Source organism: Psychrobacillus sp. FSL K6-2843 (assembly GCF_038626375.1).
In the GTDB taxonomy this organism is placed as follows: Bacteria; Bacillota; Bacilli; order Bacillales_A; family Planococcaceae; genus Psychrobacillus; species Psychrobacillus faecigallinarum.
In genome coordinates this window covers 3,660,752-3,686,719 of the sequence record NZ_CP152021.1, presented here as the reverse complement: position 1 = coordinate 3,686,719, position 25,968 = coordinate 3,660,752, and the positions used below count along the sequence as shown (strand labels likewise).

Here is a 25,968-nt window from a genome sequence, read left to right as displayed (position 1 = left end):
TTTTGAATGGAAGAGTTAGTGGAAAAAGCCATAGTAGTGGCAGTAAAGCTACAAAAGGACGAGCATTTCGATTATGAACTAGAGGAGCTTTATAACTTAGCCGAAGCTTTAAATGTGGAAGTAGTCGGTGAAATGACGCAAAATCTAGAACGAGTTACATCCTCCCATTACGTAGGAACAGGAAAGGTAGAGGAGATTAAAAATCTTTTTGACGCAATGGATGCAAACTTAGTCATTTTTAATGATGAGCTTTCTCCATCTCAAATTAGAAATTTAGAACGGGATTTAGAATGCAAGGTAATAGATCGTACCATGCTGATTTTGGATATTTTTGCTCGACGTGCAAAGTCCAATGAAGCACAAATGCAGGTAGAGCTTGCACAGCTTCAATATATGCTTCCGCGATTAGTTGGACTTAGGGCGTCTCTTGGTCGTCAAGGTGGAGGAACTGGTGGAGGATTCAAGAACCGTGGTGCTGGTGAAACCAAGCTAGAACTGGATCGTCGTAAAATTGAAGACCAAATATCTAAGCTAAAAAAAGAATTAGAACTAATTAAGGACCAGCGGGAAACACAAAGAAAGCAACGTAAGAAAAACAATATTCCAGTAGTCTCTTTAGTCGGTTATACTAATGCTGGAAAGTCGACTATCATGAATCAGCTATTAAATAAAATTGGGCAAGAGCAATCTAAACAAGTTTTTGAAAAAGATATGCTGTTTGCTACTTTGGAAACATCCGTGAGACAAATAAAATTATCGGATCAAAAAGAATTTTTACTCACTGACACAGTTGGGTTTGTCAGCAAATTACCCCATCATCTAGTAAAAGCCTTCCGTTCAACTTTGGAGGAGGCAAGAGATGCAAATCTATTGCTTCATGTAGTGGATGTATCGAACGAGGAACACCGATATATGATGGATGTCACAAATCATACCTTGCTGGATGTCGGGGTGGAGGACGTACCAACTATCTATGTTTATAACAAATCAGACTTGGCAGAGTTGAAGTATCCATATATATCGGGAGATAATATTTGGATATCTGCTAAAGAGGGAAAAGGTCTAGATGAGCTGCTAGAGATTATTAAGAAATTTATTTTCTCAGACTACGTTCAATGTAACTTGTTAATACCCTTTGACCGTGGAGATATTGTCTCCTATCTAAATGAGAATGCTTCGGTCAAATCTACCTCCTATGAGGAAGAAGGGACCTTAGTGCATGTAGAGCTCAAAAAATCAGATTATAATCGCTTTGAAGAATATGTATATCAATTATAAAAAGGAAAAGCTGCCATGATTGGCAGCTTTTTTGAAAGGGAAGAAAATATATTAATTTAATTTTACATAAAAGAGTAAACAATTACTAAGTGATTTCCGCTCTAGACGGACGCATTCCTCGGGGGGAGCGATTAGCCATCACCGTCGCTAGCGCGTCGTTTGTGATGGCTGATCTGTCTCCCTCCTCCCGCTGGAGTCACCGTCGCTCCAACATGCATTTGTTTTTAGATTTAAAGCTGTTTAAAGTAGACATTCATTACTTTTGAGAAAAAATATACTAACAGTTATATGTGTTTATTATCAAGTCAATCCATAAAAAAGCAGAACATAACATTAAGTTATGTTCTGCTCAAATAAACTAAATTTGTTGAAATTGTATATTATGAAGTCTAGCGAATATTCCATCTTTAGCCACAAGCTCATTATATGAGCCATCCTCGGCAATTCCTTCTTCTGTCACTACAATTACCCGATCTGCATCACGAATTGTTGCCAAACGGTGGGCAATTATAAGTGTAGTTCGATTTTCTGCGAGTTCCATTAAGGATTGTTGTATAATTTTCTCTGTTTCTGTGTCGAGAGCGGATGTTGCTTCATCCAAAATGAGAATAGGTGGATTCTTTAAAAACATACGAGCAATTGCAAGTCTTTGCTTCTGTCCCCCAGATAGCTTCAGACCTCGTTCACCAATTTGCGTGTCATATCCATCAGGGAGTGAAGCTATTAAGCTTTCTAAATGAGCTTTTTTAGCAGCACTATGAATTTCCTCATCGGTAGCGTCTCTTTTGCCGTAAGCGATATTTTCACGAATGGTGCCAGTGAACAAAAAGACATCCTGCTGTACAATTCCAATTTGGGAACGAAGGGAGTGAAGTGCCAAATCTTGAATATTTAGTCCATCAATGGAAATTGCTCCTTCATTTACATCATAAAATCTAGGTATTAAGGAACAAATGGTTGTTTTCCCTGCTCCAGAAGGTCCTACAAACGCAACTGTTTCACCAGCTTGAATAGATAGATTAATATCTTTTAAAACAGATTGGTGATCATCATATCGGAAGCTAACATGGTCAAAGGAAATATCTCCTTTTAAATGCTGAACTTGAAGGGCATTTGGCTTGTCTACAATTTCTGGCTCTTGCTCTATTAATTCTAGGAAGCGTTTAAAACCAGCCATTCCTTTTGGATATAATTCCAATAAAGCGGTAATTTTATCCACTGGCTTAATTAGTACATTTACATATAAAATAAAACTTACTAGCTCTCCAGAGGTTATGTAATCTTGGTAAGAGAACCAGGCTCCTACTACTAGTACAACTAAAGTTACTAGCCTTGTCATCATATAAATGCTAGAATGAGTACCTGCCATGACTTTGTAAGCTGCTAGCTTTGCTAATCGGAATTGTGAATTGTCCTCTTTGAATCTTGAAATTTCAAAATTTTCATTTGTAAAGGATTGGACCACACGGGCTCCGGAAACGCTGTCTTCCACTCTTGCATTTACGTCAGCGATTTTGCCGTACATATTCTTCCATGCTTTATTCATCATTATATTTCCATAGGTTGCAACGATGGATAAAAAAGGAACCATAATAATAGCGATAACAGCCAGCTCAGGATTTATGTTGAACATAATAGTGAAGGCCCCTATAATCGTCATAATAGCGATAAATAGGTCTTCTGGTCCGTGATGTGCTAGTTCTCCTATATCAAATAGGTCATTTGTGATTCTACTCATAATGTGGCCCGTTTTGGTGTTATCAAAAAATCGAAATGATTGTCGTTGCACGTGGTTAAACAGTTTTTGTCTCATATCAGTCTCAATATTAATACCTAGCTTATGCCCCAAATAACTCACGACATATTGGAGAACGGTACTAATAATGTAAACGAATAAGAGCACAATACTAACTCGAACAATTGTAGCCCAATTACCGGTAGGAAGAAGATCGTCTATAAACCATTGCACAGCTACTGGGAATGCTAGTTCTAAAATTGCAACAAAAACGGCACTGCTGAAATCAATAATAAATAATCGTTTATGTGGTTTGTAAAATGAAAAAAATTTTTTAAGCATCTCGTAACTCCCTTTTCATTGTCATAACGACTATTATAACTAATAATTTCAGTTGTCGAAATATTATAATGTTTCTTTTTTGAAAAATTAGGGAATATTTAATTATATTTTTTGTAGAAACGAGGCGTAATAAGATGTTATCGAAAGAAGAAATAGTAAAATCTGTACCTCAAACAGGGTTTTTTGGCCAACCTAAGGGTCTTCTATCCTTATTTTTCACGGAGTTTTGGGAGCGTTTTTCATACTACGGTATGAGAGCAATTTTAATCTATTATATGTACTACGAAGTGACCCAAGGCGGTTTAGGGCTAGAACGATCAACAGCTAACTCTATTATGGCCGTTTATGGTTCATTAGTATATATGTCTGGGATTATCGGTGGTTGGATAGCTGATAGGTTATTCGGTACTACTAGAACAGTGTTCTATGGCGGAGTATTAATCATGATTGGTCATATAATACTGGCATTTCCTGGAGGATTAACTACCTTATTTTTATCGATGGCGTTTATCATCATTGGTACAGGTCTATTGAAAACTAATATTTCTACTATAGTTGGTGATTTGTATTCAGCGGATGATGCTCGTAGAGACTCAGGATTCAGCTTGTTCTACATGGGTATTAACATGGGAGCGTTCGTTGCACCATTAATCGTAGGAACAATTGGTTTAGAGTACAATTTCCATTTAGGATTTGGACTTGCGGCAGTAGGTATGGCAATAGGTTTAGTAGTCTTTTTAACTACGAAGAAAAAATATTTAGGTTTGGCAGGCTCTTATGTACCAAACCCACTTTCTAGTGAAGGAAAGAAAAAATTCTTTACTAGATTAGCAATAGGTGTTGTGATTATTGCCGCCCTTGGTTTCTATTTAATCCAAGCTGGTATTATGACGATTGATGTTTTCACAATGACTATTTCCATATTGGGTATTCTTATACCAACCCTATACTTCATAGTTATGTATAGAAGTGATAAGTCAACAGCAGACGAAAAGTCTCGTTTACTTGCTTATATTCCACTTTTCGTAGCAGCTATGATGTTCTGGGCAATTCAAGAACAGGGTTCCAATATTTTAGCCCAATATGCTGATGAGCGAGTAGATTTAACACTTGGCTCTTTTGAAATTTCACCAGCCTGGTTCCAATCGTTGAATCCATTATTCATCATTGCACTCGCTCCACTCTTTGCTTGGCTATGGGTGAAACTTGGAAATAGACAGCCGTCTACTCCTCGTAAGTTTGCATATGGATTATTCTTTGCAGGTTTGTCTTTTGTTGTGATGATTTTCCCTGCTTACTTTAATGGTACTGATACGTTAGCTAACCCGATGTGGCTAGTTCTAAGCTTCTTCTTAGTAGTACTTGGTGAATTACTTCTTTCACCTGTTGGTTTGTCTGCAACTACAAAGCTAGCACCGGCAGCCTTTGCTGCTCAAACAATGAGCTTATGGTTTATGACAAATGCTTCGGCACAAGCAATCAATGCTCAGGTTGTTAAATTGTATAAGCCTGAAACGGAGATTATGTACTTTGGAGTAATTGGTGCAATAGCGATAGGATTGGGGTTAATCCTATATGTAATGACACCACTAATCCAAAAATACATGCGCGGTATTCGTTAATTTTTCTTAAAAAGTGAAACCTTTCGTTAATTTGTTCGTAAGTTATGTTGTGAAACAAAGAAGGGATGGGAATAAAGTGAAAAAATGGAAAACGCTTTTAGCAGTTACTACACTTACTTTTGGTTTAGCCGCGTGTAATGAAACTGCCACACCAGCAAACAAGAACGTAAAAGAAACTAGTGAGATGACTTTAGAAGAAGTGTATAACAAATCAATGGCAGTGTCTGAGGAATTGAAAAGTGTCTCTGCTAAAGTAGACTTAGCACAAAAGATGCATATACCGAGCGAAGAGATGAATGTAGATATTAGCACTGCTATGGACATGAATTTAATAATAGAACCTATGCAGATTTATCAAAAAGGAACTACTTCTATGAAGTCTGAAGATGGTTCTATGAACGAAACAATGGATACAGAAATATACTTCAATGATACTGATTTGTATATGTATGAAGGAACAACGCAGCAGTGGATGAAGTTACCACAAGAAGCAATGGGTGACGTCATGGCACAAACAAATTCTGCAAATCCTGCTAATTCACTAGCTGAAATTGAAGAATATTTAAAAGACTTTAAATTTGAGCAAGATGATAAAAATTATATTTTGACACTTGATGCATCAGGGGACAAATTTAACGACTTAGTACAAGCACAAATAGATGAAACAATGCAAAGCATGGCACAGGCTGGAGAAGATGTTCAACTAGACGTTAAAATTAACTCAATTAACTATTTAATTCATATTGATAAAGAAAGCTTCCAAACTACTAAATACGATGTAATTGTAGATATGGACATGGAAGCAGAAGGCGAGTCTATTAATATGAAACAAGATTTAAAGACAGATTTCTCTAACTTTAATGGAGTCGATAAAATCGAGATTCCACAAGAAGTTATTGATAATGCTGTAGCTATCTAATCTAATTTAAATTTTTCAAGTCTGCATGTAATTGTTAGGTATATGACAATTACATGCAGACTTTTTGTTTAGTAATAAATTTATAAAGAAATAGAGAACTACTTTGGTGCACAAGTTAAATGCGATAAAGAATGCAAAAAAATCGTTTACCTGTTCCAGAAGCATATCTGTTAACTGTATTAGGTATAGAACAGTTAGACTTAACTACTGAGCGCGAGGAGAAATTCCTCGTGTTTTTTTGTAAAAAAAGATTATATTGCATGTATGCTTGAATATTTTAATTACTTACTTAGAAAAGTAATGTTAGTAAAAGAAAAAAATAGGGAACACTAATGAAGAAAATTACTTAAAGCAAATTGGATGGTTGCTGGTCTAATGTAAGGAGGCACTAAGCATGTATGATTGTATTATTATTGGAGGCGGTCCAGCGGGGCTGGGTGCAGGTTTAACGTTAGGAAGAGCAAGAAGAAAAGTTGCCTTGTTTGACGATGGAACAAATCGAAACAGAGTGACCCATGAATCGCATGGATTTATCACTCGGGATGGGATAAAACCTCATGAATTCAAAGGTATAGGACTTAAAGAGCTAGAGAACTATCCGAATGTCTCTTATTTCAATAAAACGATTATTGAAATTGGAAGAGAAGGAAACGAAGGTAATTTTATCGTTAGAACAAGAGATAATGAAGAATACGTTTCAGAGAAGCTCTTACTAGCTACTGGCATCCAAGAAATGTTTACAATTGAAAGTATTCGAAGCTTTTATGGAAAAAGTCTATTTAGCTGTCCGTATTGTGATGGATGGGAATTGCGCGATAAGCCTCTTTTAATTTTAGCGGAGAAAGAAGAACACGTTCTTCATATGGTTAAGCTAATTTATAATTGGTCAAATGACTTGATGGTTCTAACCAATGGAAAAGAATTATCTCACGAAGGTATGCAAGAGTTGGCTAAACATAATATTGAAATAAAGATTGAGAAAATAGATGAGCTTATAGGAGAAGCGGGTTATCTAAAGGGAGTAAAGTTAGAATCTGGAGAAATTATAAATAGAACTCAGGGATTTGTTGCGCCCACATATTATCGTCCAAATTATTTTGCAGAAAAATTAGGGTGCGAAATAGATGAAAAGGGAAGGGTAATGACAGATCCTCGATGTCGTGCATCTCAAAAAAATGTTTATGTGGCTGGAGAAACAAGAAAGCCTATTCCCTCATCACTAATGATTGCGGCTGCAGATGGAAATAAAGCAGCAGTATCTATTAACACAGATTTAACAGAAGAGCGTTTCTAAATATTTTAAAGCATATATAACTTTATGAAGGATGGCCTTGAAATGAGTCATGACCATCCTTCATAAAGTTTTATCACATAGAATAGTCTGTTCCAAGGTTAGATAATAATTTACCTATTTCATTAGGTATTGAATGAAGGGACTAGAAAAGTCCTTTTATATTGCTCACTACGTATTTTTATAAACTGTAATTCTCTAATTCTTTGTACTTATAAGTTATCTAGCTTATAATTTTTATAACTAATAGGAGGGATACTGTGAAGAAATGGTTCTATCCACTTGGACTTGTTACATTACTAGGGTTTGCAATGCTGTATTTAAACATTACAAAAGATGAAGTGGTGTCATTAGACCACAAAATTGCTAACCTACTTGGTGGCAGTCAATTCATCACAGCATTTCACTATTTTGGAGATACAAAATTTATATTGCTTATTGCACTATTAATCATATTATTGTTGTGGATTCGTTCTCATAATTATCGTGGCATGTTATTTGTTTTGTTTACAGTTGGGGTAGGGAATGCTTTGAACCAACTACTAAAAAAAGTGATTCAGCGGGAACGTCCTGATGTATCCAATCAATTAGAAACGTTTAGCTTTCCCTCTGGACATGCGATGGTTGGCTTGCTCTATTTATTTACAATTGCTTATTTAGCTACTGAGCATCAGACAAACAAAAAAATTTCGCTAACTATTTGGTCAGGAGCCATATTAATGACCATTATGATAGGTCTTTCCCGAATAGCTGAATCACGTCACTATGCATCAGATGTGTTTGCTGGGTGGATGGCAGGGTATACATGGTTTATACTAGTTGCTATTTGGTACGAGCTTAGAAAACGTAACAGAAAAAGTAAAAAGAATAAATTATAAATCCTTTCCAATTAACGGAGGGGATTTTTTGTAAGGAGGAAATTTTTTGTTTGAGATACCGAACCATTTAATGGATTTATGCATAAAAAGAATAGAGGGTTATCCGGTTGAGGGTTTTGTAAAAGGGAAAGGGCCAAGAAAGCCTACTCTTATGCTAATTGGAGAGGCGCCTGGAGAAAATGAAGCCATTCAGGGCATTCCTTTTATCGGAAGAGCAGGTGAGGAATTGAAAAAATCCCTAGCCAGTATAGGTTTAACAAGGGAAGACGTATATATGACAAGTGCCGTAAGAAGTCGTCCCTTCGTTTGGAGAGAGAAAAAGGAAAGAAACGGAGAAGCAGTAAGAAAAAAATATAATCGACCGCCTACTCAAAAAGAAATTATTGCACATGCCCCTATTTTGGACTACGAAATAACAAATATTTCACCCTTACTAATTGTTACTTTAGGAAATGTAGGATTACAGCGATTACTAGGAAGAGAAGCAACGGTTTCTAAATTACATGGGCAATTACTACAAAAGCCTGTTCAATTTCTACAGTCGCTAAACTCATCAGAATTTGTGTGGTCCACTGAAACCTATACCATTATCCCAACCTATCATCCTGCTTCAGTATTCTATCGTCCATCTAATCGAGATTTTTTAGAAGAAGATTGGATAAAAATCGGTGAATATATTAAAAGCCAAATATTATGATATCTTCTTGTGTTGAATAAAGTTGCTTGAAGGAAACTTTTTAAGTATAATAAGTTTATATTAGAGAGAAAGAAGATGGGTCAATGGATGGAAATGTAGTTTTTGCATTATTACTTACTTTGTTTGCTGGCCTTGCTACTGGGATAGGGAGTTTGTTGTCTTTACTTACTAGTAGAACAAACAAAAAATTCTTATCTGTAGCTCTTGGATTTTCAGCGGGAGTAATGATCTATGTTTCGCTCGTGGAGATTTTCGTTAAGGCAAAAGACTCCTTAGTAGAAGAACTAGGATCTACTAATGGCTATTGGGCTACATTAGCTGGTTTTTTTGGAGGAATGATTTTCATAGCCTTAATAGACCGATTGATTCCTTCACATGAAAATCCGCATGAAGTAAAAAGTGTTGAGGATATGAAACTCAAGCCAGCTAATGCAGAAGATGCTCGTTTAATGAAAATGGGTATGTTCACTGCACTTGCTATTGGTATTCATAATTTTCCAGAGGGGATTGCCACTTTTGCTTCAGCATTACAGGATCCTAATCTTGGTATAGCAATTGCTATTGCGGTAGCTATTCATAATATTCCAGAGGGGATTGCGGTAGCTGTTCCTATATTTTATGCTACGGGCAGTAGAATGAAAGCATTTAAATTGTCGTTTTTATCAGGGCTTGCAGAACCAGTAGGCGCTTTAGTTGCCTTTTTAATATTGATGCCATTTTTAAATGGAATTATGTTCGGAGTAATTTTTGCAGCAGTAGCAGGTATCATGGTGTTTATATCATTGGATGAACTACTGCCAGCAGCTAAGAAATACGATGAGACTCATTCTTCTATGTATGGAGTAGTGGCTGGGATGCTTGTGATGGCTTTAAGTTTAGTGTTAATGGCATAAAGAGAAGGCAGTGCAATTCTCCTTAATAAGAGGGGAGTGCATGCTTTTTTGAGCTCTTTTACTTGTCGGTTACTTAGAAATGCGAGAAAGTATAAATTGTATGGTTAGATGAATATATCCTTAACAGGGAATGTATGAATTATAGGTTGATTTCCGCTCTAGTCGGACGCTTTCCGCGGGGGGAGCGATAAGCCATCACCGTCGCTAACGCGTCGGATGCGATGTCTTATCTGTCTCCCTTCCTCCCGCAGGAGTCGCCGCCTGTCGCTTCAATCAAACACGGCACACTAGTAGGGATAAATTAACTCAAAAAAATTCACAGGAATAACATGAACAATTAATGGTTGATTTCCGCTCTAGTCGGGCGCTTTCCGCGCGGGAGTGATAAGCCATCGTCGCCGCTAACGCGTCGGATGCGATGTCTTATCTGTCTCCTTCCTCCCGCAGGAGTCGCCGTCTTGCTGCTCCAATCATTAATGTGGAAGCTGTAAGGTTAATCACGGATTGGCAAAAAACTTATTATTAACGCAAAAGGAGGATGGTCGTGACTTGGGTCACTGACCATCCTCTCTTAAATTCTTCCTATATGATAGAAACAAGTCATTCCCGAAGCTTTAGAGATCAAATGGGAGATAGCTGTGAATCTGATATCTCGCTTTTCCTTATTTGTGTGTCGGGGTAGGAATAGGAGGAGCTCGGGTTTATCCTGTTTTTAGTTGCAATGATTCCTGTCTTGTTGATAGAAACTGGAACAAGATCAAAGCTTGGGAATTTATCTTTCATTTGGGAGATAAACTCCTGTTCCTTGCCCTTTTGGACAAGTGATAATAGAGTTGGACCAGCCCCACTAATACAAGTACCAAATGCTCCAGCTTTTTTAGCTGCAATCTTTAGCTCCTTGCTTTGTGGGATAAGACCTAAGCGATATGGCTCATGAAACAAATCCTCTTCCATATAGATACCTGCCTGTTCAAAAGACTGTGATAGAAATGCGGCTACCAATAAATTGGCGGATGCGCTAGCCTGAGCTGCGATTGATCGTGTGTAATGATCAGGCAAGACATTTCTAGCTTTTTCTGTCTTCAATTCAAATTGAGGAATAGATAAAACAAAGCTAGCTTCTATGTGATACGAATGAAATACGTGGATTTCACCGTTATCTGTACTAGAAGAGATAGTAAATCCTCCAAAAATAGAGGCAGCGGCATTATCGGGATGACCCTCCATCATCGTAGCAATTTTTAGCTTATCGTGAGCAGTCAGTTTGAGTTCAAGCAATTGATTGGCTAGCTCTATACCTGCAACGATAGCCGATGCACTACTACCCATACCGCGGGCCAGAGGAATCTCACTTTTTAACTTCAATGTACAAGCAGGTAATTCTAGTCCATGCATAGCCGCCGTTTTTACCGCGGACTGTACAATTAAATGATCAGCCGGATTAGGGACAAAAGGCAGATTTTCAGTCAAGTTTTCGATTGAAAGTTGGGAGGCAAGCTCCACCTCTAGTTCTAGATATTTGTCTAATGCAATACCTATCGAGTCAAAACCTGGACCTAAGTTTGCAGTGCTTGAAGGTATGGAAATAGACCATGTCATTATGCAAGCACCCCCTCTATAAATGCGCTTAGTGCAGGGGCATTACTTTCAATTTTATGTGGTGGTGCCACTTTTACATCTATTGCAGTCTGTGGATCTTTTAATCCATTTCCAGTTAGAACTGCAACGACCTTGCTACCGGGTATTATCTTGCCTTCTTTGACTGATCTTATAACGCCGGCGATAGAAGCACAGGATGCTGGCTCTGCAAAAATGCCCTCTCTACTAGCGATTAGTTTATATGCATCAAGCATTTCATCGTCTGATACAGCTTCAATCAGTCCTTGTGACTCATCACGGGCAGCTACTGCGTAATCCCAGCTAGCTGGATTACCGATTCGGATGGCTGTAGCAATTGTTTCAGGGAATTCAATCGGCTTACCTTGAACGATAGCCGCTGCCCCTTCTGCTTCGAATCCATATATTTTAGGTAGACCAGTTTGTTTTTTCTCATTATATTCTTTGAAGCCTTTCCAATATGCTGTGATATTGCCAGCGTTCCCAACTGGAATGGCTAAGTAATCTGGGGCAGAGCCTAGTACATCACAAATTTCAAATGATGCTGTTTTTTGTCCTTCTATTCTATAAGGATTTACAGAGTTTACGAGAGTAATAGGTGAGGATTCGCTAATAGCACGAACCATTTCTAACGCTACATCGAAGTTGCCTTCTATTTGAATGACCTCTGCTCCATACATATAAGCTTGAGCAAGCTTCCCCGCAGCTACCTTGCCCTCAGGAATTACAATTACTGCACGCATCCCAGCTCGGGCTGCATAAGCTGCAGCTGCAGCAGAAGTGTTTCCTGTAGAAGCACATATAACTGCCTTACTTCCTTCCTCCTTCGCTTTAGCTACCGCAAAGACCATTCCTCTATCTTTGAAGGATCCTGTTGGATTTGCTCCTTCAATTTTCGCATATAATTCAATGCCTAGTTCATTGGACAGGTTTTCTAATTTAATGAGAGGGGTATTGCCCTCTAATAATGTAAGTTTTGGTGTGTTTTCAGTTACAGGTAAGAATTCTTTATATTGTTCAATTAGTCCTTGCCAAGCCATGTGATTTCCGCCCTTCTGTTCTCCTTAGATAAACAACTGTATTTATATAAAGGACATTTTACTCTAAATAATCGAAAAATACAAGTGAAAATTTCTGTTGTAAGTTTACAGTTCTATAAGTATACTATTGATGTAAACAAAAAACATTACAGGTGTAAAGACAGGGGATAATTATGACAGCAGTTCTAGAAAAAAATACAAAGAAGGTAGAAAAACCATTATCTAAAAATAAATTGCTTGGTATAGCAGGACTTGCGTGGATGTTTGATGCAATGGATGTGGGAATTCTCTCATTCGTTATTGCTGCATTGGCAAGTGAATGGGCATTAACACCAAACGAGATGGGATGGATAGGTAGTGTAAACTCCATTGGGATGGCTGTAGGTGCTCTTGTATTTGGAGTATTTGCTGACAAGGTAGGCCGTAAGAAAATATTTATGATTACATTAATTTTGTTCTCAGTAGCTAGTGGGCTATCTGCTTTAACTACCACGTTATTTGCATTTATGGCATTACGTTTTCTTGTAGGTATGGGGCTTGGTGGAGAACTACCTGTAGCATCTACTCTAGTATCAGAAAGTGTAGCAGCAAAGGAGAGAGGACGTGTAGTTGTTCTTCTTGAAAGCTTCTGGGCAGCAGGTTGGATTGTTTCAGCAGTAATTGCCTATTTTATAATTCCTGAATATGGCTGGAGAGTTGCACTATTGATAACTGCTTTACCAGCCTTTTATGCAATTTATCTGCGTTTGAAGTTACCTGATTCACCACAATTTACATCAAAGAATACGGAGACTAGATCAATAATCCAAAATATGAAAGATGTCTGGTCAAAGAAGTTTGCTAAGGCAACTTTAATGCTATGGATTGTATGGTTTACGGTGGTGTTCTCCTACTATGGTATGTTTTTGTGGCTTCCAAGTGTAATGGTCATGAAGGGTTTTTCACTTATCCAAAGCTTTGAATATGTACTCATTATGACTTTGGCTCAATTGCCTGGTTATTTTTCTGCCGCGTGGCTCATTGAAAAAGCAGGACGTAAATTTGTATTGGTTACTTACTTATTAGGTACTGCAGCAAGTGCATTTGTTTTTGGTTCAGCAGAGTCGACAGCTATCTTAATCGCATCAGGAATGCTGCTATCCTTCTTTAACTTAGGTGCTTGGGGAGCTTTATATGCATACTCTCCTGAACAATATCCTACAGTTATTCGAGCAACTGGATCGGGGATGGCTGCTTCAGTCGGTCGTATAGGAGGTATTCTTGGACCATTGCTAGTTGGTACATTAGTGACTGCAGGCTATGAAATTGGCTGGATATTCGGTATTTTTTGTATCGCTATCGTTATTGGAGTAATCGCAGTTATATTCTTAGGTACTGAGACAAAACAAATAGAATTAGAATAAGAGTAAAGCTGCTCCCTAGGGAGCAGCTTTTTATTTGTCTCCGAGTTAAAACATAGTACAATAAATATGACTCAGGAAAGGGGAATTATAAATGGAACGATCTAGACATAAAAAGGTATTAATAATTGGTTCTAGTGGAGCGGGTAAGTCGACTTTTTCTAAACAGTTAGCAAAAAAGTGGAATTTGCCATTAATTCATTTAGATTCCCTTTATTGGAACGAGGGGTGGGTTCCTACTCCAAAAGATGAGTTTATAGAAATAGTAAAAGATAAGCTGGAAGAAGAACAGTGGATAATGGATGGGAACTTTAAGTCTACGCTTGAGTGGAGAACAGAGTATGCTGATTTAATCATATTTTTGGATTTCCAACGAACACTCTGTACGTATCGAGTATTAAAGCGAGTATGGATGCATCGAGGGAAGACTAGAGACGATATGGCTTTAGGATGCAATGAAAAGCTAGATTGGGAATTTCTCCGATTTGTATGGAGCTTCCCTAAGAAAGTGCGACCTGCAATATTAAATGTCTTAGAAGATGCGTCCACTCAAAGAGACATATGTATCTTAAGGAACCCTAAGGAAGTAAAGGCCTTTTTAGACACTGCTCGGACAACAAATGAAAATATAATAGGGGTGCATACTAATGAAAGACAAAATATTAAGTGACAGGCAAATAATCGAGTTTATTCCTCCAAATGCAGATATTATTCTGCCTTTAACTAACGGAGAACCACATAAACTTTTAGATATATTAGAAGAGAATGCAAATGATTTAATAAACGTGAAGGTGCATCAGCTACTGTCATTAAAGCAACGTCCCTATATGGAAGGGGCTTTTCCTGATAAGTTAAAGCATGTTTCCTACTTTTTGAGTGGAGCAACAAGAAAGAACTTTCATCAGGGCCTGGTAGACCTAGTACCAAACAACTTTCATGAGATGCCGAGGATTTTAAAAACATCTACTAATCTTTCCATGATAATGGCTGTTGCATCTCCTATGGACGAATTCGGTTATTTTTCACTCGGGACCCAGGCGGATATAGTGAGCGAATTTATTGGGTCGGTACCTTTCATATTAGAGGTTAACAAGCATATGCCTCGAACATTTGGTCAAAATCAAATCCACATTAGTCAAATACTTGGTTATGTAGAGAATGATCGTCCTTTGTTCGAAGATGTAGCTCCGCCAATTGTAGAAAAGGATATTAAAATTGCTGAGTATGTTACAGAAATGATTAGTAATGGGGACACCTTACAAATCGGGATTGGTTCTATACCGAATGCAGTTGTCAGCCTACTTAAAAATCATCGACATTTAGGAATTCATACAGAAATGTTTGTAGATGGTATAGTCGATTTAGTGGAAGCTGGTGCAATTGATGGTACACAGAAGTTCACGAATAAAGGAAAAATAGTGGCGACCTTTGCTCATGGATCCAAGAAGCTATACGACTTCCTAGATAACAATCCTTCGGTAGAATTCCTACCAGTTAGTGTAGTCAACGATCCAAGGGAAATTGCTAAGGAGGAACGAATTGTCTCTATAAATGCAACTACCGAGGTTGACCTTTATGGGCAATGTGCCTCTGAAACTGTAGCTGGCAAATATTATTCATCTTCTGGAGGACAAGCTGATTTTGCAAGAGGTGTAAGGTTTTCCAAAGAGGGAAAAGGCTTTGTATGTATGACATCCACCGCAAAGAATGATGAAATTTCTCGTATTAAGCTTTCACTGTCACCGGGCTCCATAGTAACGACTTCTAAAAACGATATCGATATGATTGTAACGGAATACGGTGTAGCTAGTATGTTCGGTCAGCCAATTTCTAAGCGAGCAGAGCAATTAATAGCAATTGCTCACCCTAAATTCCGAGAAGAACTAACATTCGAAGCGAAAAAAATGGGGTTTATCTAATATGAAGCCAATCGAGCCATCTTTTTTTCATCAACCTACTTTAGAATTGGCAAGGGATTTAATAGGAAAGTATATAGTTCATGAGCATGAAAGTGGTCTTCTGATTGGTAAGATAGTTGAAACCGAAGCGTATATGGGGGCAGAGGATCAAGCAGCTCATAGCTTCGGTAATCGTAGAACTAAGCGAACGGAAGTAATGTTTGGAGAGCCAGGCCATATTTATACTTATCAAATGCATACCCATACGCTGATTAATGTGGTGTCAGCCCCGTTAGGCACCCCTCATGCGATTTTAATACGCGCTGTAGAGCCTGTAGAAGGGTTAGAACAGATGAAGGAAAATCGGCGTGATCTTCCGATGAAGCAATGGACGAATGGTCCTGGAAAGTTAACGAAGGCAATGGCGATTACAATGGAATATTACGGGCATCATTGGAGCAAAAAGCCCTTGTATATGACAGAGGGAGAGAAGGCTATATCTATCTCTACCGGTCCAAGAATTGGTATAGATAATAGTGGAGAAGCAGTACATTATCCGTATCGCTTTTGGGCAACTGACAACCCATATGTATCGAAAATGCGTTAGAAAAAGAGTAAGTAAAAGACCGATCACAAATGTGGTCGGCTTTTTTAGTTACAATTTTTTCAGAGTTTCCTTACCTCTGACAGACTATATAATTTAGATTAAGTTAATTTAGCCAAATTACTTTATCATTCCATATTTGATTGTAGCGGAACGCGTCCGCCTAGAGCGGAGATCACTCACTAGGAGACATGCTTTTCTTATTCTATTATTCTACCCATATAGTATTCATCTACGTATTGGCCGTTAATCAGTAAGGAGTTTTTTCTTGTTCCTTCCTTTTCAAAGCCTGCCTTTTGATAGAGTTTGTGGGCAATAGCATTCTCTTTTATAACGGAGAGCTCCAGCTTAGTAACTCCTACTTCCTTTGCCCACAGAAACGCCCTATTAATAAGAGAAGTGGCAATACCTTTTCTAGAAAATTGCTTTTTTACTCCTACTACCAAGGAGGCGCGATGTCTTGCTCGTGGAGCATGCGTACCTTGAAGTAATATAAAGCCTGCAATCTGTCCATTCATAATGGCCAGAAAAAGAATAGAATTAGACGAGGTTTTCCAAGAGGTCATCCTTTTTCGTATTTGCTGAACAGTCATTTGAAAGTCAGATTCTCCATATAGCATGAAGTCTGTTTCAGAAAAAATAGCTTCCTGGAGATTGATGAATGGTCGAGCATCTTCCAGCTCTGCTTCTCGAATAACTAATATATCTTGTTCTTTGTCATCCTCTTCATCGTCTATCTCTTTGCTCGAATGAAAAATGACCGATTTTCCTAGCTCAACGTCCTTAACAGAATATCCGTTATCTATCCATGCAAAATAGTGTAAAGCAGGGGGTTTTGTTTTTTTCCACCAACTACTACTTAAGTAAGCTGCATTTGGTAGCGCTTGACCGATGATAGCCTCAATTTCTTCATATGTAAGAATAAATTCTTTTTTAATACACTTTTTAAAGTAGTTAGATAGGGGAATATACTTACTTTCAAATTGTTTAACCATTATAAATTTATCACCCATTTCTATTTTTAAAATAAATATAGGCTAATTATAGCACTCCTTTTTGACTAAGCATATATCTAAAAGCATGTTAATTGGTAAAATAATACCTAAAAAAGGTGCTACTTCACTAGGGAGTAGCACCTTTTCATATTGGTTTTATTAAACTTCTTTTAAATTTAAATTTAGCGCAGGTCCAAAGAACTCATAGTGAATATTATCTTTTGCTAAGCCAATATCGAGTAAATGATTAATCATCGCTTCCATAAAACCGACAGGACCACATACATACACATCTCCATCTAGATGCGCATACTCTTGAATGATTTCTTTCGTTATATATCCATCTCCTTCTTCTGAATAGAGAGTTTTATAAGTGCCATTTTCCAAAGATTCCATTAAAGAGCGAATATCTTGGTCAAAGGGATGTAAATTTTTCGTACGAGCACTATAGATAAAGGAAACTGCACGTTCTGGCTGACTTTTCGCAACTGTTTCAAGCATACTCATCATAGGTGTGATTCCAACACCTCCGCTGATGAAAGTAACTGGAGTGGTTCTTTCTTTACTAAGTGTAAACTCCCCAGCAGGAGCGCTTACCTCTACCTTATCTCCGATATTTAAATTTTGATGCAGATGTACTGATACTTTACCTTCGGGATTGTTTTCATCATCTTTTTTTACTGAAATTCGGAATGATTTCAAGTCAGCGGCTTGGGACAGACTATATTGTCTGTTTAACAAATATTGTTCGCCTGGGATATTTACACGAACTGTAATATACTGACCAGGCTCATATGAAGGTAAGACAGACCCATCTGCAGGCTGTAAGTAGAATGATGTAATGTTATTGCTTTCCTTTACTTTATCTATAATGATAAAGTCTTTAAAAAATCTCCAGCCTCCTTCTTGAGTTTCGGCTGCTACGTACATTTCTTCTTCAATTCCTATAAAAGCATCAGCTATAACTCCATATGCTTCAGCCCATGCGTTAATAATTTCATCAGTAGCCGCATCACCTAAAACTTCTTTAATCGCTTCCAATAAATATTGCCCGACAATTGGATAGTGTTCAGGCTTAATCCCTAGGCTGACATGCTTTTGCCCAATTTGTTTAACTACTGGGATAATGGCAGCTAAGTTATCAATGTGAACAGCAGCAGCATAAACAGTATTAGCTAGAGCATTTTGCTGACGACCTTTTTCTTGGTTTGCGTGGTTGAAAATATTTAATAGCTCTGGATGGGCTTCAAAAAGATTTCGATAGAATGTAGTAGTAATTGCTACTCCGTGAACTTCTAGGACTGGAACGGTAGATTTGACTATATCAATAGTTTTTTGTGATAACATATGCGTTTGCACATCCTTTTAGTTTTTAGCGCTATCAATGTTTAATCAATTGAAATATTAGCGCTTTGTTTTTATAAGTTCACCATACTCCTCTTAAAAATTAAAAGCAATATCTAAAATACTTCTTTTATTTTTTGTAAATAAACAGTCACATTTCTTTCACGAGTTTGTCATAGTAGGTATAATGGAATGAATGGCGGTGTTAGTATGAGAATGACAATGTATACAGACTTTTCCCTTAGAGTATTGATCTATTTAGGAGCTAAAGACAAAGGGGAACTTTCAACTATTAAAGATATTTCAGAAGCATATGGTATTTCTAAAAACCATTTAATGAAAGTGACCTATGACTTAGGAAAACTTGGATATATCGAAACGATTCGTGGCAGAGGTGGAGGTATCCGTTTGGCTATGAGGCCAGAGGATATTAATATAGGACAAGTTGTAAGGAAGACGGAGGATGATTTCCATCTAGTAGAATGCTTTGACTGTCAGGCAAACCGGTGTGTGATTACTCCAGCTTGCGGGTTACGTAGAGCACTAAATAGAGCCCTGAAGGCGTATCTAATGGTACTAGATGAATATACATTAGCGGACTTTCTCAATAACAAGGATGTATTAGCAAATTTACTTTTTAATGATAGACAAGATATATGATAAAATAAGTTCGGAAATAGATTTTTAGGAGGATTACTTATGGAAAAAGTATTAGTTTTTGGACATCAAAATCCAGATACAGACACAATTACTTCTGCGATTGTATACGCTTATTTAAAGAATGCTATTGGGGTAGAGGCAGAGGCAGTTCGTTTAGGTGAATTAAATAACGAAACTAAATATGCGCTTGAAAAGTTTGGGTTTGAAGCTCCACGATTGATAAAAAATGTAGAAACTGAAGCAACAAAAGTAATTCTAGTAGATCACAATGAAAAACAGCAAAGTGCTATTGGAATAGAAGAAGTTCAAATTACAGAGGTTATTGATCATCATCGTATTGCTAATTTTGAAACGGCAGATCCTTTATATTATCGTGCAGAGCCAGTAGGGTGTACAGCTACGATAATCAATAAAATATTTAAAGAAAAAGGTGTCGATATTCCATCTAATATTGCAGGATTGATGTTATCAGCTATCGTTTCGGACACATTATTATTTAAATCACCAACATGCACAGAAGAAGATATTACAGCTGCACGCGAGCTAGAAAAAATGGCAGGAGTAAACGTTGAGGAGTATGGACTAGCTATGCTAAAAGCAGGGGCTGACCTTAGCGATAAGAGCCTAGAAGACCTACTTTCCCTGGATGCAAAAGAATTTAGTATGGGAGAGCATAAAGTAATCATTGCTCAAGTGAACGCTGTCGATGTAAATGATGTGATGGGACGTCAGGGACAATTAGAGGAATTAATTAACCTTGAAATTCAAGAAAAAGAATTAGACCTCTTCTTCTTCGTTGTAACAGACATATTAAATAACGACTCTGTTGCTTTAGCTTTAGGTAAAATGGCGCTAAAAGCAGAGACTGCATTTAATGTAACATTTGTTAATAATGTTGCGCTTTTAAAAGGCGTGGTATCTCGTAAGAAGCAAGTAGTACCAGCGTTAACAGAGGCTTTAGCTGAATAAATTAAAATATAAAAACTTCCTAGTAAATTTACTAGGAAGTTTTTTTTATAATTATTTTCTTCTAGGTAACAAATCATTTTAGAAAGAAAATAAATTAATCGAAGGATAATTGTTATTTATAGTTCGAATAGGGTATATACCATAGAGTATAAAAATTGGAGGTAAGAAATATGGGTTGGATTGAAAACATTGTGGATGGATTAAACAATGTGTTATGGACTTATATATTAATTGCTTTGCTCATTGGAGCAGGGTTGTATTTTACAATTAGTACGAGGTTTGTGCAATTTCGTTTATTTGGTGAGATGTTTCGCTTAATCACAGAAAAAAAAGAAGATAAAAGTGGAGTTTCTCCCTTTCAGGCATTTACAATTAGCACAGCATCCCGCGTAGGTACTGGTAATATTACCGGGGTAGCTTTAGCAATTGGTATAGGAGGACCTGGGGCTGTTTTTTGGATGTGGGTCATAGCTATTATAGGAATGGCTACAGCTTTTATAGAAAGTACTTTAGCGCAAGTATATAAGGTAAGGGATGGAGATAGCTTCCGAGGTGGTCCTGCTTATTATATTGAAAAGGCATTAGGTAGTCGTAAACTTGGAATAGTTTTTAGTATTCTATTAATCTTGTGTTTTGGCTTCATATTTAATGCAGTGCAGTCTAATACAATAGCTGCTTCAGTAGGGGATGTATTTAACATTCCTCCATACATTATCGGGATAGTATTAGTGTTACTAACAGCAATTATAATTTTTGGCGGAGTACATAGAATTGTCAGTGTCACCCAAATAGTGGTACCTGTAATGGCAGTATTCTATTTGGCTATAACACTTTTTGTAGTTATTACTAATATTTCTGAAATTCCAGCAGTATTCAAACTAATTATTACACATGCGTTTGGACTAGAGGAAGCAGTAGGAGGAACAATCGGTGCTGCAATCATGCAAGGGGTTAGACGAGGATTATTTTCGAATGAAGCAGGTATGGGTAGTGTACCAAATGCTGCAGCGACAGCAAGTGTATCTCATCCGGCAAAACAAGGGCTTGTTCAAAGTTTAGGGGTATTCTTTGATACCATTATTATCTGTTCAGCAACCGCATTTATTATCATTTTAGCTGGGCTCTATAGTACTGGGGAGGATGATGGTGTCATCCTGACTCAAAATTCCTTGGCAGTTCATGTAGGTGAATGGGCTCCTTATTTTGTGGCCATAGCAATTATTTTCTTTGCCTATAGCTCTGTTATGGGGAACTATTACTACGGAGAAACTAATATAGAATTTATGAATGCTGGCAAGGGCTGGCTTACTGCCTATCGTTTTCTTGTATTAGGAATGGTAATGTTCGGCTCCCTTGCACACGTTCAGCTTGTTTGGACCCTAGCAGATTTATTTATGGGTTTAATGGCCACAATGAATATAGTAGTCATTATACTTTTAGGTAAAGTAGCCTTTAAAGTATTGGATGACTTTACAAGGCAACGAAAAAAAGGACAGGATCCAACATTTTATGCAAAAACAATTCCAGGTCTGAAAAACACAGAATGCTGGGAAGAGGAAGATAGATAAAGAATAAGCCTGCTTTTCCTTAAGGGAAGCAGGCTTTTTTGTATCGTACAAGCTAGGGAAGTAGCAAGTAACATTCTACATTCCTTATCAACTATAAATGCTTAACGACACGTTTTGTTCTAGTATGTGCGGGTACAAAAAGTTTAAGAGAATTAATGTACCTTTATCTAGCATTGACCAAAATGAGAACGTAAAAGACCTACAAGCAGTATAAAAAACAACTAAATAAACATCTCTTTCCATTTTATTCGTTTTAGTTGAATAAAGTTTGCAGAATAGATAGAAACTAGTAAAAAGGAGGAAAAATGATGACAAAAACAATTTTACCCGGGAACTCAGAGTCCTATTGGCTATCTACCAATGATCTTTCGTTTTTTCCAAAACTAAATGAAAATATAGAAGTTGATGTGCTGATTGTGGGAGCAGGTTTAACAGGAATAACAGCAGCATATCTATTAAGCAAGAGTGGAAAATCAGTAGCTGTTATTGAGGGAAGTAAAATTTTAAATGGTACAACAGGTTTTACTACCGCTAAGGTAACAACCCAGCATGGACATGTTTATCAACAGCTTCTTGATACTTTTGATGTTGAGAAAGCACGACTATATTATACTGCACAAAATGAGGCACTTAATTTCATAGAACAAACTGTTTCCGATTTAAATATTAAATGTGATTATGAAAAAGTACCTGCTTACATATATGCGGATACCGAAAAAGGGGTAGAAATTGTAAGAAAAGAAATGGATGCCTATCAGAAGATAGGGATTGGTCCTGCTTCATTAACAAAAGAAACAGAGCTTCCTTATGAAGTAAAGGAAGCCCTCAAACTAGAAAATCAAGGGCAATTTCATCCAGTAAAGTTTGCAAAGGCATTAGTGGACTTTTCTATCGAGAATGGTGTCCATTTTTTTGAGGAGACACGAGCCAAAGACCTTAATTTAGAAAATGTAGTAGAAACGGTTGATGGTCACAAGATTAAGGCGAAAAAAATTCTCGTTTGCAGTCACTTTCCTTTTAATGATGAAAACGGTTTGTATTTTACACGTTTAGAATCAAATAGATCCTACGTAGTAGCTGCTCCTGCCGATAAAAAGTTTCCAAAAGGGATGTACATTAACGTAGAACAACCAACTAGATCGATACGCTCTACGCTTGGTTCTGACGGTAGAAGATATATTCTTTTAGGAGGTGAAGGTCACGTAACCGGTAGAAATGAGGGAGACACCACTGCGAACTATGAGGCATTAGCAGCTTTCGGACGTGAAAAATTTAATTTTGAACAGTACAATTATCGATGGTCTGCACAGGATTTGGAGTCATTAGACAAGGTTCCATATATAGGTGCAATGACTTCAAGCAAGCCAAATGTATTAGTTGCAACAGGATATCGCAAATGGGGAATGACTAATAGTATAGTCGCCGCTAAAATTATGGTAGATAACGTATTATCGAAAGAAAATGGGTTCTCAGAATTTTTTTCACCTACAAGATCTAAAATGAAAAAAGAAGATATTACTAAATTTACAAAAGCCAACGCTAGTGTAGCGAAGGAGTTTGTTAAAGGCAAGACAGAAAAAGTAGATCTTCAGCTAGAGGATTTAAAAGAAGGCACAGGAGATATTGTAAAAGTAGACGGGAAAAAGGTAGGAGCCTACAAGGACCAGGATGGAAAAGTGTATTTAGTAAAGCCTGTATGTACACACATGGGATGTGATGTAGCTTTTAACAATGCAGAAAGCTCGTGGGATTGTCCATGTCATGGTTCCCGTTTTAATTACAAGGGTGAAGTGTTAGAGGGACCTGCGTTTGAACCATTAGAAAAATTAAATTAGCTGTTTCTAAGAGCGTCGGAAACTAGCTTAAAAGTCGAGAAAGAGGAACCATACTTTCTCGGCTTTTTTTGTCTTTTTAATTTTCACCTATTGTCTTCCTAAAGTATATCGATTAAAATTATCGATATACATGAAGGGTGTGAATGATATGAAAAGGAGAAGAGGTTTCGTGCAGCTGGCTATCCTTCATTTGCTTGATGAAGAGCCGAAGCATGGATATCAAATAATGAAGGAATTAGAATATCGCTCTGGTGGCTTTTATTCGGCAAGTGCCGGAACAGTCTATCCTGCATTACAGGAGTTGATGGAGCAGGAAATGATTGAGTTACTACCTGATACAGGTAAGAAGATATATTCTCTAGGGGTCAGAGGCAGAACTCGCCTAACCGAACATTCCAATAAAAAAAAGAGTGATTTTTGGGAAGACTGGAAGGCTAGATGGGAATGGCAAAATTCAGAGGAAGCAACCCAACTAAAAGAAGTGATCGATCAATGGGAAAATGAACTAAGAAAGGCGATTAAAGCCTCAAGGAAGGATAAAGATAGTACTTCCAGGCTTATTGAATTTATTCAAGATACGACAAAACAATTACAAAAAGAAATACAAAAGAAAGGAGAGGAAACATGAAGTCTCTACAAAAGCTACTTCAATATTTAAAGCCATATACTCTTTTTGCCATATTAGCCCCTCTCCTAATGTGTATAGAAGTGGCAATGGACTTACTTCAACCTACAATTATGCAGCATATCATTGATAACGGGATTGCACAGAGTGACAATGCTTATGTTATCCAGATGGGATTATTGATGCTCGTCACTGCATTTGTAGGTTTAATAGGTGGAGCTGGGTGTACGGTTTATAGCTCTAAGGCTGCAGTCAATTTTGCTGCAGATATTCGAAGAGATGTTTTTCGAAAAACACAGCAGTTTTCTAGCAGAAATACTGACACATATGGGGCAGGAAAGTTAATCACGATTGTGACAAATGATGTCACTTCTGTCCAACAAGCTTTAATGATGACACTTCGCGTATTTGTAAGGGGCCCACTTTTGTTCATAGGCTCCGTTATTATCGTATGGGTCACAGCAAGAGAGTTATTCCCGGTCTTACTTGTAACCATTCCTATTTTGATGGCATTCATTTATTTCTTTTCTTCTAAAACTGGAAAGCTCTTCGTAAAGGTCCAAAAAGCTATGGATAAGGTGAATACTAAGCTACAGGAGACCTTCTCTGGAATTCGAGTAATTAAGGCATTCAATCGGAAGAATTATGAAATGGATTCCTTTAAGGATGTTAATGACACTTTAACAAAAAGAAACATGGCGGCGGAACAAGTCATTCTATCCCTTATGCCCGTAATGTTATTTGTAGTTAATGTTGGGGTCGTTTTTGGTATGTGGATGGGTGCTATAAAAGTCGATGAAGGGACTATGCAGGTTGGGGTCATACTTGCTTTTATCAATTACCTTAACATTATTATGAATGGCCTTATATCTAGTAGCCATGTATTAATGCAAATCACCCGTTCCTTTACTTCTGCTAATCGTATTCAACAAGTGTTAGAAACGGTAGTAGATATTCAAGAACCAGTAAATCCAATACATACTAGCGACATAAAGGGTTCGGTAGAATTTGACCAAGTTAACTTTAGCTATAGTAAAAATGGAGAGTATGTCTTAAAAAACATTTCCTTCTATGCTGGCGCTGGAGATACAATCGGTATTATTGGTTCAACAGGAAGTGGTAAGTCTACATTAGTAAAACTTATATCCCGGTTATATGATCCAGACACGGGTACCATTCGAATAAGTGGAAAAGATTTAAAGGATTACTCGTTGGAGGAATTGCGAACTTTAATAGGTTTTGTTCCTCAAAAGGCAACCTTGTTCTCTGGTACGATTGAGGAAAATTTAAGCTATGGGAAAGAAAATGCAAATCCAGATGAAATGGAGTTAGCTGCTCGTTCAGCGGCAGCATATGAGTTTATCGAGAGATTGGATAAAGGATTCAATCATGAACTCATGCAGGGTGCAACCAATCTATCTGGTGGGCAAAAACAGCGTCTTTCTATGGCTCGAGCATTCATCCGCCATCCTAAAATACTTGTTTTTGATGATTCAACTTCAGCTGTAGATGCATTATCGGAAGCTGCTATTCAAAAAACGTTAAGAGATCACTATGGAGAAACAACAGTTTTTATCATTTCTTCAAAGGTATCTTCCATTATGGATGCCGACCAAATACTAGTGATAGATGATGGAATGATTGAAGCAGCTGGTACGCATGAAGAGCTTCTTCAAACGAGCCAGGTGTATAGAGATATTTATGAGACACAAAGTGGGAAGGGGGTTCTATCAGATGAATAAAGCATCTACTCCACCA

22 protein-coding genes are annotated in these 25,968 nt (G+C 37.5%); 17 read left to right on the top strand and 5 right to left on the bottom strand.

Annotated elements, in window-relative coordinates; translation table 11 throughout:
- Positions 1–6: 6 nt before the first annotated feature.
- Positions 7–1,278, top strand: coding sequence for a GTPase HflX (gene hflX / locus MKY94_RS18670; RefSeq protein ID WP_342577571.1), 1,272 nt, complete (start codon positions 7–9; stop codon positions 1,276–1,278).
- 358 nt (positions 1,279–1,636) lie between these two features.
- Here hflX and MKY94_RS18665 read toward each other — a convergent pair whose 3' ends face one another.
- Complete coding sequence (locus MKY94_RS18665) at positions 1,637–3,355, bottom strand: ABC transporter ATP-binding protein (protein ID WP_151112403.1); 1,719 nt, start codon at positions 3,353–3,355, stop codon at positions 1,637–1,639.
- 134 nt (positions 3,356–3,489) lie between these two features.
- On the opposite strand from MKY94_RS18665, the gene MKY94_RS18660 reads away from it, so the two are divergent.
- The 6 genes from MKY94_RS18660 (at position 3,490) to zupT (ending at position 9,655) form a co-directional block, all read left to right on the top strand.
- Positions 3,490–4,977, top strand: coding sequence for a peptide MFS transporter (locus tag MKY94_RS18660; protein WP_144539471.1), 1,488 nt, complete (start codon positions 3,490–3,492; stop codon positions 4,975–4,977).
- 76 nt (positions 4,978–5,053) lie between these two features.
- Positions 5,054–5,896, top strand: a complete 843-nt coding sequence (locus tag MKY94_RS18655) for a DUF6612 family protein (RefSeq protein ID WP_154312180.1) — start codon at positions 5,054–5,056, stop codon at positions 5,894–5,896.
- A 394-nt stretch (positions 5,897–6,290) separates the two neighbouring features.
- Complete coding sequence (locus MKY94_RS18650) at positions 6,291–7,190, top strand: NAD(P)/FAD-dependent oxidoreductase (protein ID WP_191697878.1); 900 nt, start codon at positions 6,291–6,293, stop codon at positions 7,188–7,190.
- Positions 7,191–7,447: 257 nt separating this feature from the next.
- Positions 7,448–8,065 (top strand): phosphatase PAP2 family protein, encoded by a 618-nt coding sequence (locus tag MKY94_RS18645; RefSeq protein ID WP_342577570.1) that lies wholly within the window; start codon positions 7,448–7,450, stop codon positions 8,063–8,065.
- A 70-nt stretch (positions 8,066–8,135) separates the two neighbouring features.
- Entirely contained in the window at positions 8,136–8,762 is a 627-nt protein-coding gene (locus MKY94_RS18640) for a uracil-DNA glycosylase (RefSeq protein ID WP_151113835.1), read from the top strand.
- Between the two features lie 83 nt (positions 8,763–8,845).
- A complete protein-coding gene (gene zupT, locus MKY94_RS18635) occupies positions 8,846–9,655 on the top strand; it encodes a zinc transporter ZupT (protein ID WP_144539479.1) in 810 nt (269 codons plus the stop codon).
- Positions 9,656–10,276: 621 nt separating this feature from the next.
- On the opposite strand, the gene thrB is transcribed toward zupT, so the two are convergent.
- The gene (gene thrB, locus MKY94_RS18630) at positions 10,277–11,254 is read right to left on the bottom strand and encodes a homoserine kinase (RefSeq protein ID WP_151112407.1); all 978 of its coding nucleotides are present in this window, start codon (positions 11,252–11,254) and stop codon (positions 10,277–10,279) included.
- Entirely contained in the window at positions 11,254–12,312 is a 1,059-nt protein-coding gene (gene thrC / locus MKY94_RS18625; RefSeq protein WP_151112409.1) for a threonine synthase, read from the bottom strand. Before thrC ends, thrB begins: the two co-directional genes overlap by 1 nt.
- Before the next feature lie 173 nt (positions 12,313–12,485).
- Between thrC and MKY94_RS18620 the strand changes: the two genes are divergently transcribed.
- From MKY94_RS18620 to MKY94_RS18605, 4 genes are all read left to right on the top strand, one after another.
- Complete coding sequence (locus MKY94_RS18620) at positions 12,486–13,715, top strand: MFS transporter (protein ID WP_144539485.1); 1,230 nt, start codon at positions 12,486–12,488, stop codon at positions 13,713–13,715.
- 91 nt (positions 13,716–13,806) lie between these two features.
- Entirely contained in the window at positions 13,807–14,382 is a 576-nt protein-coding gene (locus MKY94_RS18615) for a DNA topology modulation protein (RefSeq protein ID WP_151112411.1), read from the top strand.
- Positions 14,360–15,631 (top strand): acetyl-CoA hydrolase/transferase C-terminal domain-containing protein, encoded by a 1,272-nt coding sequence (locus MKY94_RS18610; RefSeq protein ID WP_144539489.1) that lies wholly within the window; start codon positions 14,360–14,362, stop codon positions 15,629–15,631. Before MKY94_RS18615 ends, MKY94_RS18610 begins: the two co-directional genes overlap by 23 nt.
- 1 nt (position 15,632) lies before the next feature.
- Positions 15,633–16,217, top strand: a complete 585-nt coding sequence (locus MKY94_RS18605) for a DNA-3-methyladenine glycosylase (RefSeq protein WP_154312184.1) — start codon at positions 15,633–15,635, stop codon at positions 16,215–16,217.
- 197 nt (positions 16,218–16,414) lie between these two features.
- On the opposite strand, the gene MKY94_RS18600 is transcribed toward MKY94_RS18605, so the two are convergent.
- A complete protein-coding gene (locus MKY94_RS18600; RefSeq protein ID WP_144539653.1) occupies positions 16,415–17,209 on the bottom strand; it encodes a GNAT family N-acetyltransferase in 795 nt (264 codons plus the stop codon).
- Positions 17,210–17,368: 159 nt separating this feature from the next.
- Positions 17,369–18,556, bottom strand: coding sequence for an NO-inducible flavohemoprotein (hmpA, locus tag MKY94_RS18595; RefSeq protein ID WP_342577569.1), 1,188 nt, complete (start codon positions 18,554–18,556; stop codon positions 17,369–17,371).
- Between the two features lie 207 nt (positions 18,557–18,763).
- Between hmpA and MKY94_RS18590 the strand changes: the two genes are divergently transcribed.
- The 6 genes from MKY94_RS18590 (at position 18,764) to MKY94_RS18565 (ending at position 25,952) form a co-directional block, all read left to right on the top strand.
- Positions 18,764–19,213 (top strand): Rrf2 family transcriptional regulator, encoded by a 450-nt coding sequence (locus MKY94_RS18590; protein ID WP_144539496.1) that lies wholly within the window; start codon positions 18,764–18,766, stop codon positions 19,211–19,213.
- Positions 19,214–19,252: 39 nt separating this feature from the next.
- Positions 19,253–20,182, top strand: coding sequence for a manganese-dependent inorganic pyrophosphatase (locus MKY94_RS18585; protein ID WP_144539498.1), 930 nt, complete (start codon positions 19,253–19,255; stop codon positions 20,180–20,182).
- Positions 20,183–20,352: 170 nt separating this feature from the next.
- Complete coding sequence (locus MKY94_RS18580; protein WP_144539500.1) at positions 20,353–21,750, top strand: alanine/glycine:cation symporter family protein; 1,398 nt, start codon at positions 20,353–20,355, stop codon at positions 21,748–21,750.
- Between the two features lie 308 nt (positions 21,751–22,058).
- Complete coding sequence (locus MKY94_RS18575; protein ID WP_342577568.1) at positions 22,059–23,585, top strand: FAD-dependent oxidoreductase; 1,527 nt, start codon at positions 22,059–22,061, stop codon at positions 23,583–23,585.
- Positions 23,586–23,733: 148 nt separating this feature from the next.
- Positions 23,734–24,213 (top strand): PadR family transcriptional regulator, encoded by a 480-nt coding sequence (locus MKY94_RS18570; RefSeq protein WP_340863841.1) that lies wholly within the window; start codon positions 23,734–23,736, stop codon positions 24,211–24,213.
- A complete protein-coding gene (locus tag MKY94_RS18565; protein WP_191697887.1) occupies positions 24,210–25,952 on the top strand; it encodes an ABC transporter ATP-binding protein in 1,743 nt (580 codons plus the stop codon). Before MKY94_RS18570 ends, MKY94_RS18565 begins: the two co-directional genes overlap by 4 nt.
- The last annotated feature ends 16 nt before the right edge of the window (positions 25,953–25,968 follow it).

What these genes read in the sequence shown, in the direction of transcription:
- MKY94_RS18565 (WP_191697887.1), top strand. Translation starts at nt 24,210, where the DNA reads ATGAAGTCTCTACAAAAGCTACTTCAATATTTAAAGCCATATACTCTT.
- MKY94_RS18580 (WP_144539500.1), top strand. Translation starts at nt 20,353, where the DNA reads ATGGGTTGGATTGAAAACATTGTGGATGGATTAAACAATGTGTTATGG.
- MKY94_RS18570 (WP_340863841.1), top strand. Translation starts at nt 23,734, where the DNA reads ATGAAAAGGAGAAGAGGTTTCGTGCAGCTGGCTATCCTTCATTTGCTT.
- MKY94_RS18600 (WP_144539653.1), bottom strand. Translation starts at nt 17,209, where the DNA reads ATGGTTAAACAATTTGAAAGTAAGTATATTCCCCTATCTAACTACTTT.
- MKY94_RS18590 (WP_144539496.1), top strand. Translation starts at nt 18,764, where the DNA reads ATGAGAATGACAATGTATACAGACTTTTCCCTTAGAGTATTGATCTAT.
- hmpA (WP_342577569.1), bottom strand. Translation starts at nt 18,556, where the DNA reads ATGTTATCACAAAAAACTATTGATATAGTCAAATCTACCGTTCCAGTC.
- MKY94_RS18610 (WP_144539489.1), top strand. Translation starts at nt 14,360, where the DNA reads ATGAAAGACAAAATATTAAGTGACAGGCAAATAATCGAGTTTATTCCT.
- MKY94_RS18575 (WP_342577568.1), top strand. Translation starts at nt 22,059, where the DNA reads ATGACAAAAACAATTTTACCCGGGAACTCAGAGTCCTATTGGCTATCT.
- thrC (WP_151112409.1), bottom strand. Translation starts at nt 12,312, where the DNA reads ATGGCTTGGCAAGGACTAATTGAACAATATAAAGAATTCTTACCTGTA.
- MKY94_RS18640 (WP_151113835.1), top strand. Translation starts at nt 8,136, where the DNA reads ATGGATTTATGCATAAAAAGAATAGAGGGTTATCCGGTTGAGGGTTTT.
- zupT (WP_144539479.1), top strand. Translation starts at nt 8,846, where the DNA reads ATGGATGGAAATGTAGTTTTTGCATTATTACTTACTTTGTTTGCTGGC.
- MKY94_RS18650 (WP_191697878.1), top strand. Translation starts at nt 6,291, where the DNA reads ATGTATGATTGTATTATTATTGGAGGCGGTCCAGCGGGGCTGGGTGCA.
- MKY94_RS18660 (WP_144539471.1), top strand. Translation starts at nt 3,490, where the DNA reads ATGTTATCGAAAGAAGAAATAGTAAAATCTGTACCTCAAACAGGGTTT.
- thrB (WP_151112407.1), bottom strand. Translation starts at nt 11,254, where the DNA reads ATGACATGGTCTATTTCCATACCTTCAAGCACTGCAAACTTAGGTCCA.
- MKY94_RS18605 (WP_154312184.1), top strand. Translation starts at nt 15,633, where the DNA reads ATGAAGCCAATCGAGCCATCTTTTTTTCATCAACCTACTTTAGAATTG.
- hflX (WP_342577571.1), top strand. Translation starts at nt 7, where the DNA reads ATGGAAGAGTTAGTGGAAAAAGCCATAGTAGTGGCAGTAAAGCTACAA.
- MKY94_RS18620 (WP_144539485.1), top strand. Translation starts at nt 12,486, where the DNA reads ATGACAGCAGTTCTAGAAAAAAATACAAAGAAGGTAGAAAAACCATTA.
- MKY94_RS18615 (WP_151112411.1), top strand. Translation starts at nt 13,807, where the DNA reads ATGGAACGATCTAGACATAAAAAGGTATTAATAATTGGTTCTAGTGGA.
- MKY94_RS18665 (WP_151112403.1), bottom strand. Translation starts at nt 3,355, where the DNA reads ATGCTTAAAAAATTTTTTTCATTTTACAAACCACATAAACGATTATTT.
- MKY94_RS18585 (WP_144539498.1), top strand. Translation starts at nt 19,253, where the DNA reads ATGGAAAAAGTATTAGTTTTTGGACATCAAAATCCAGATACAGACACA.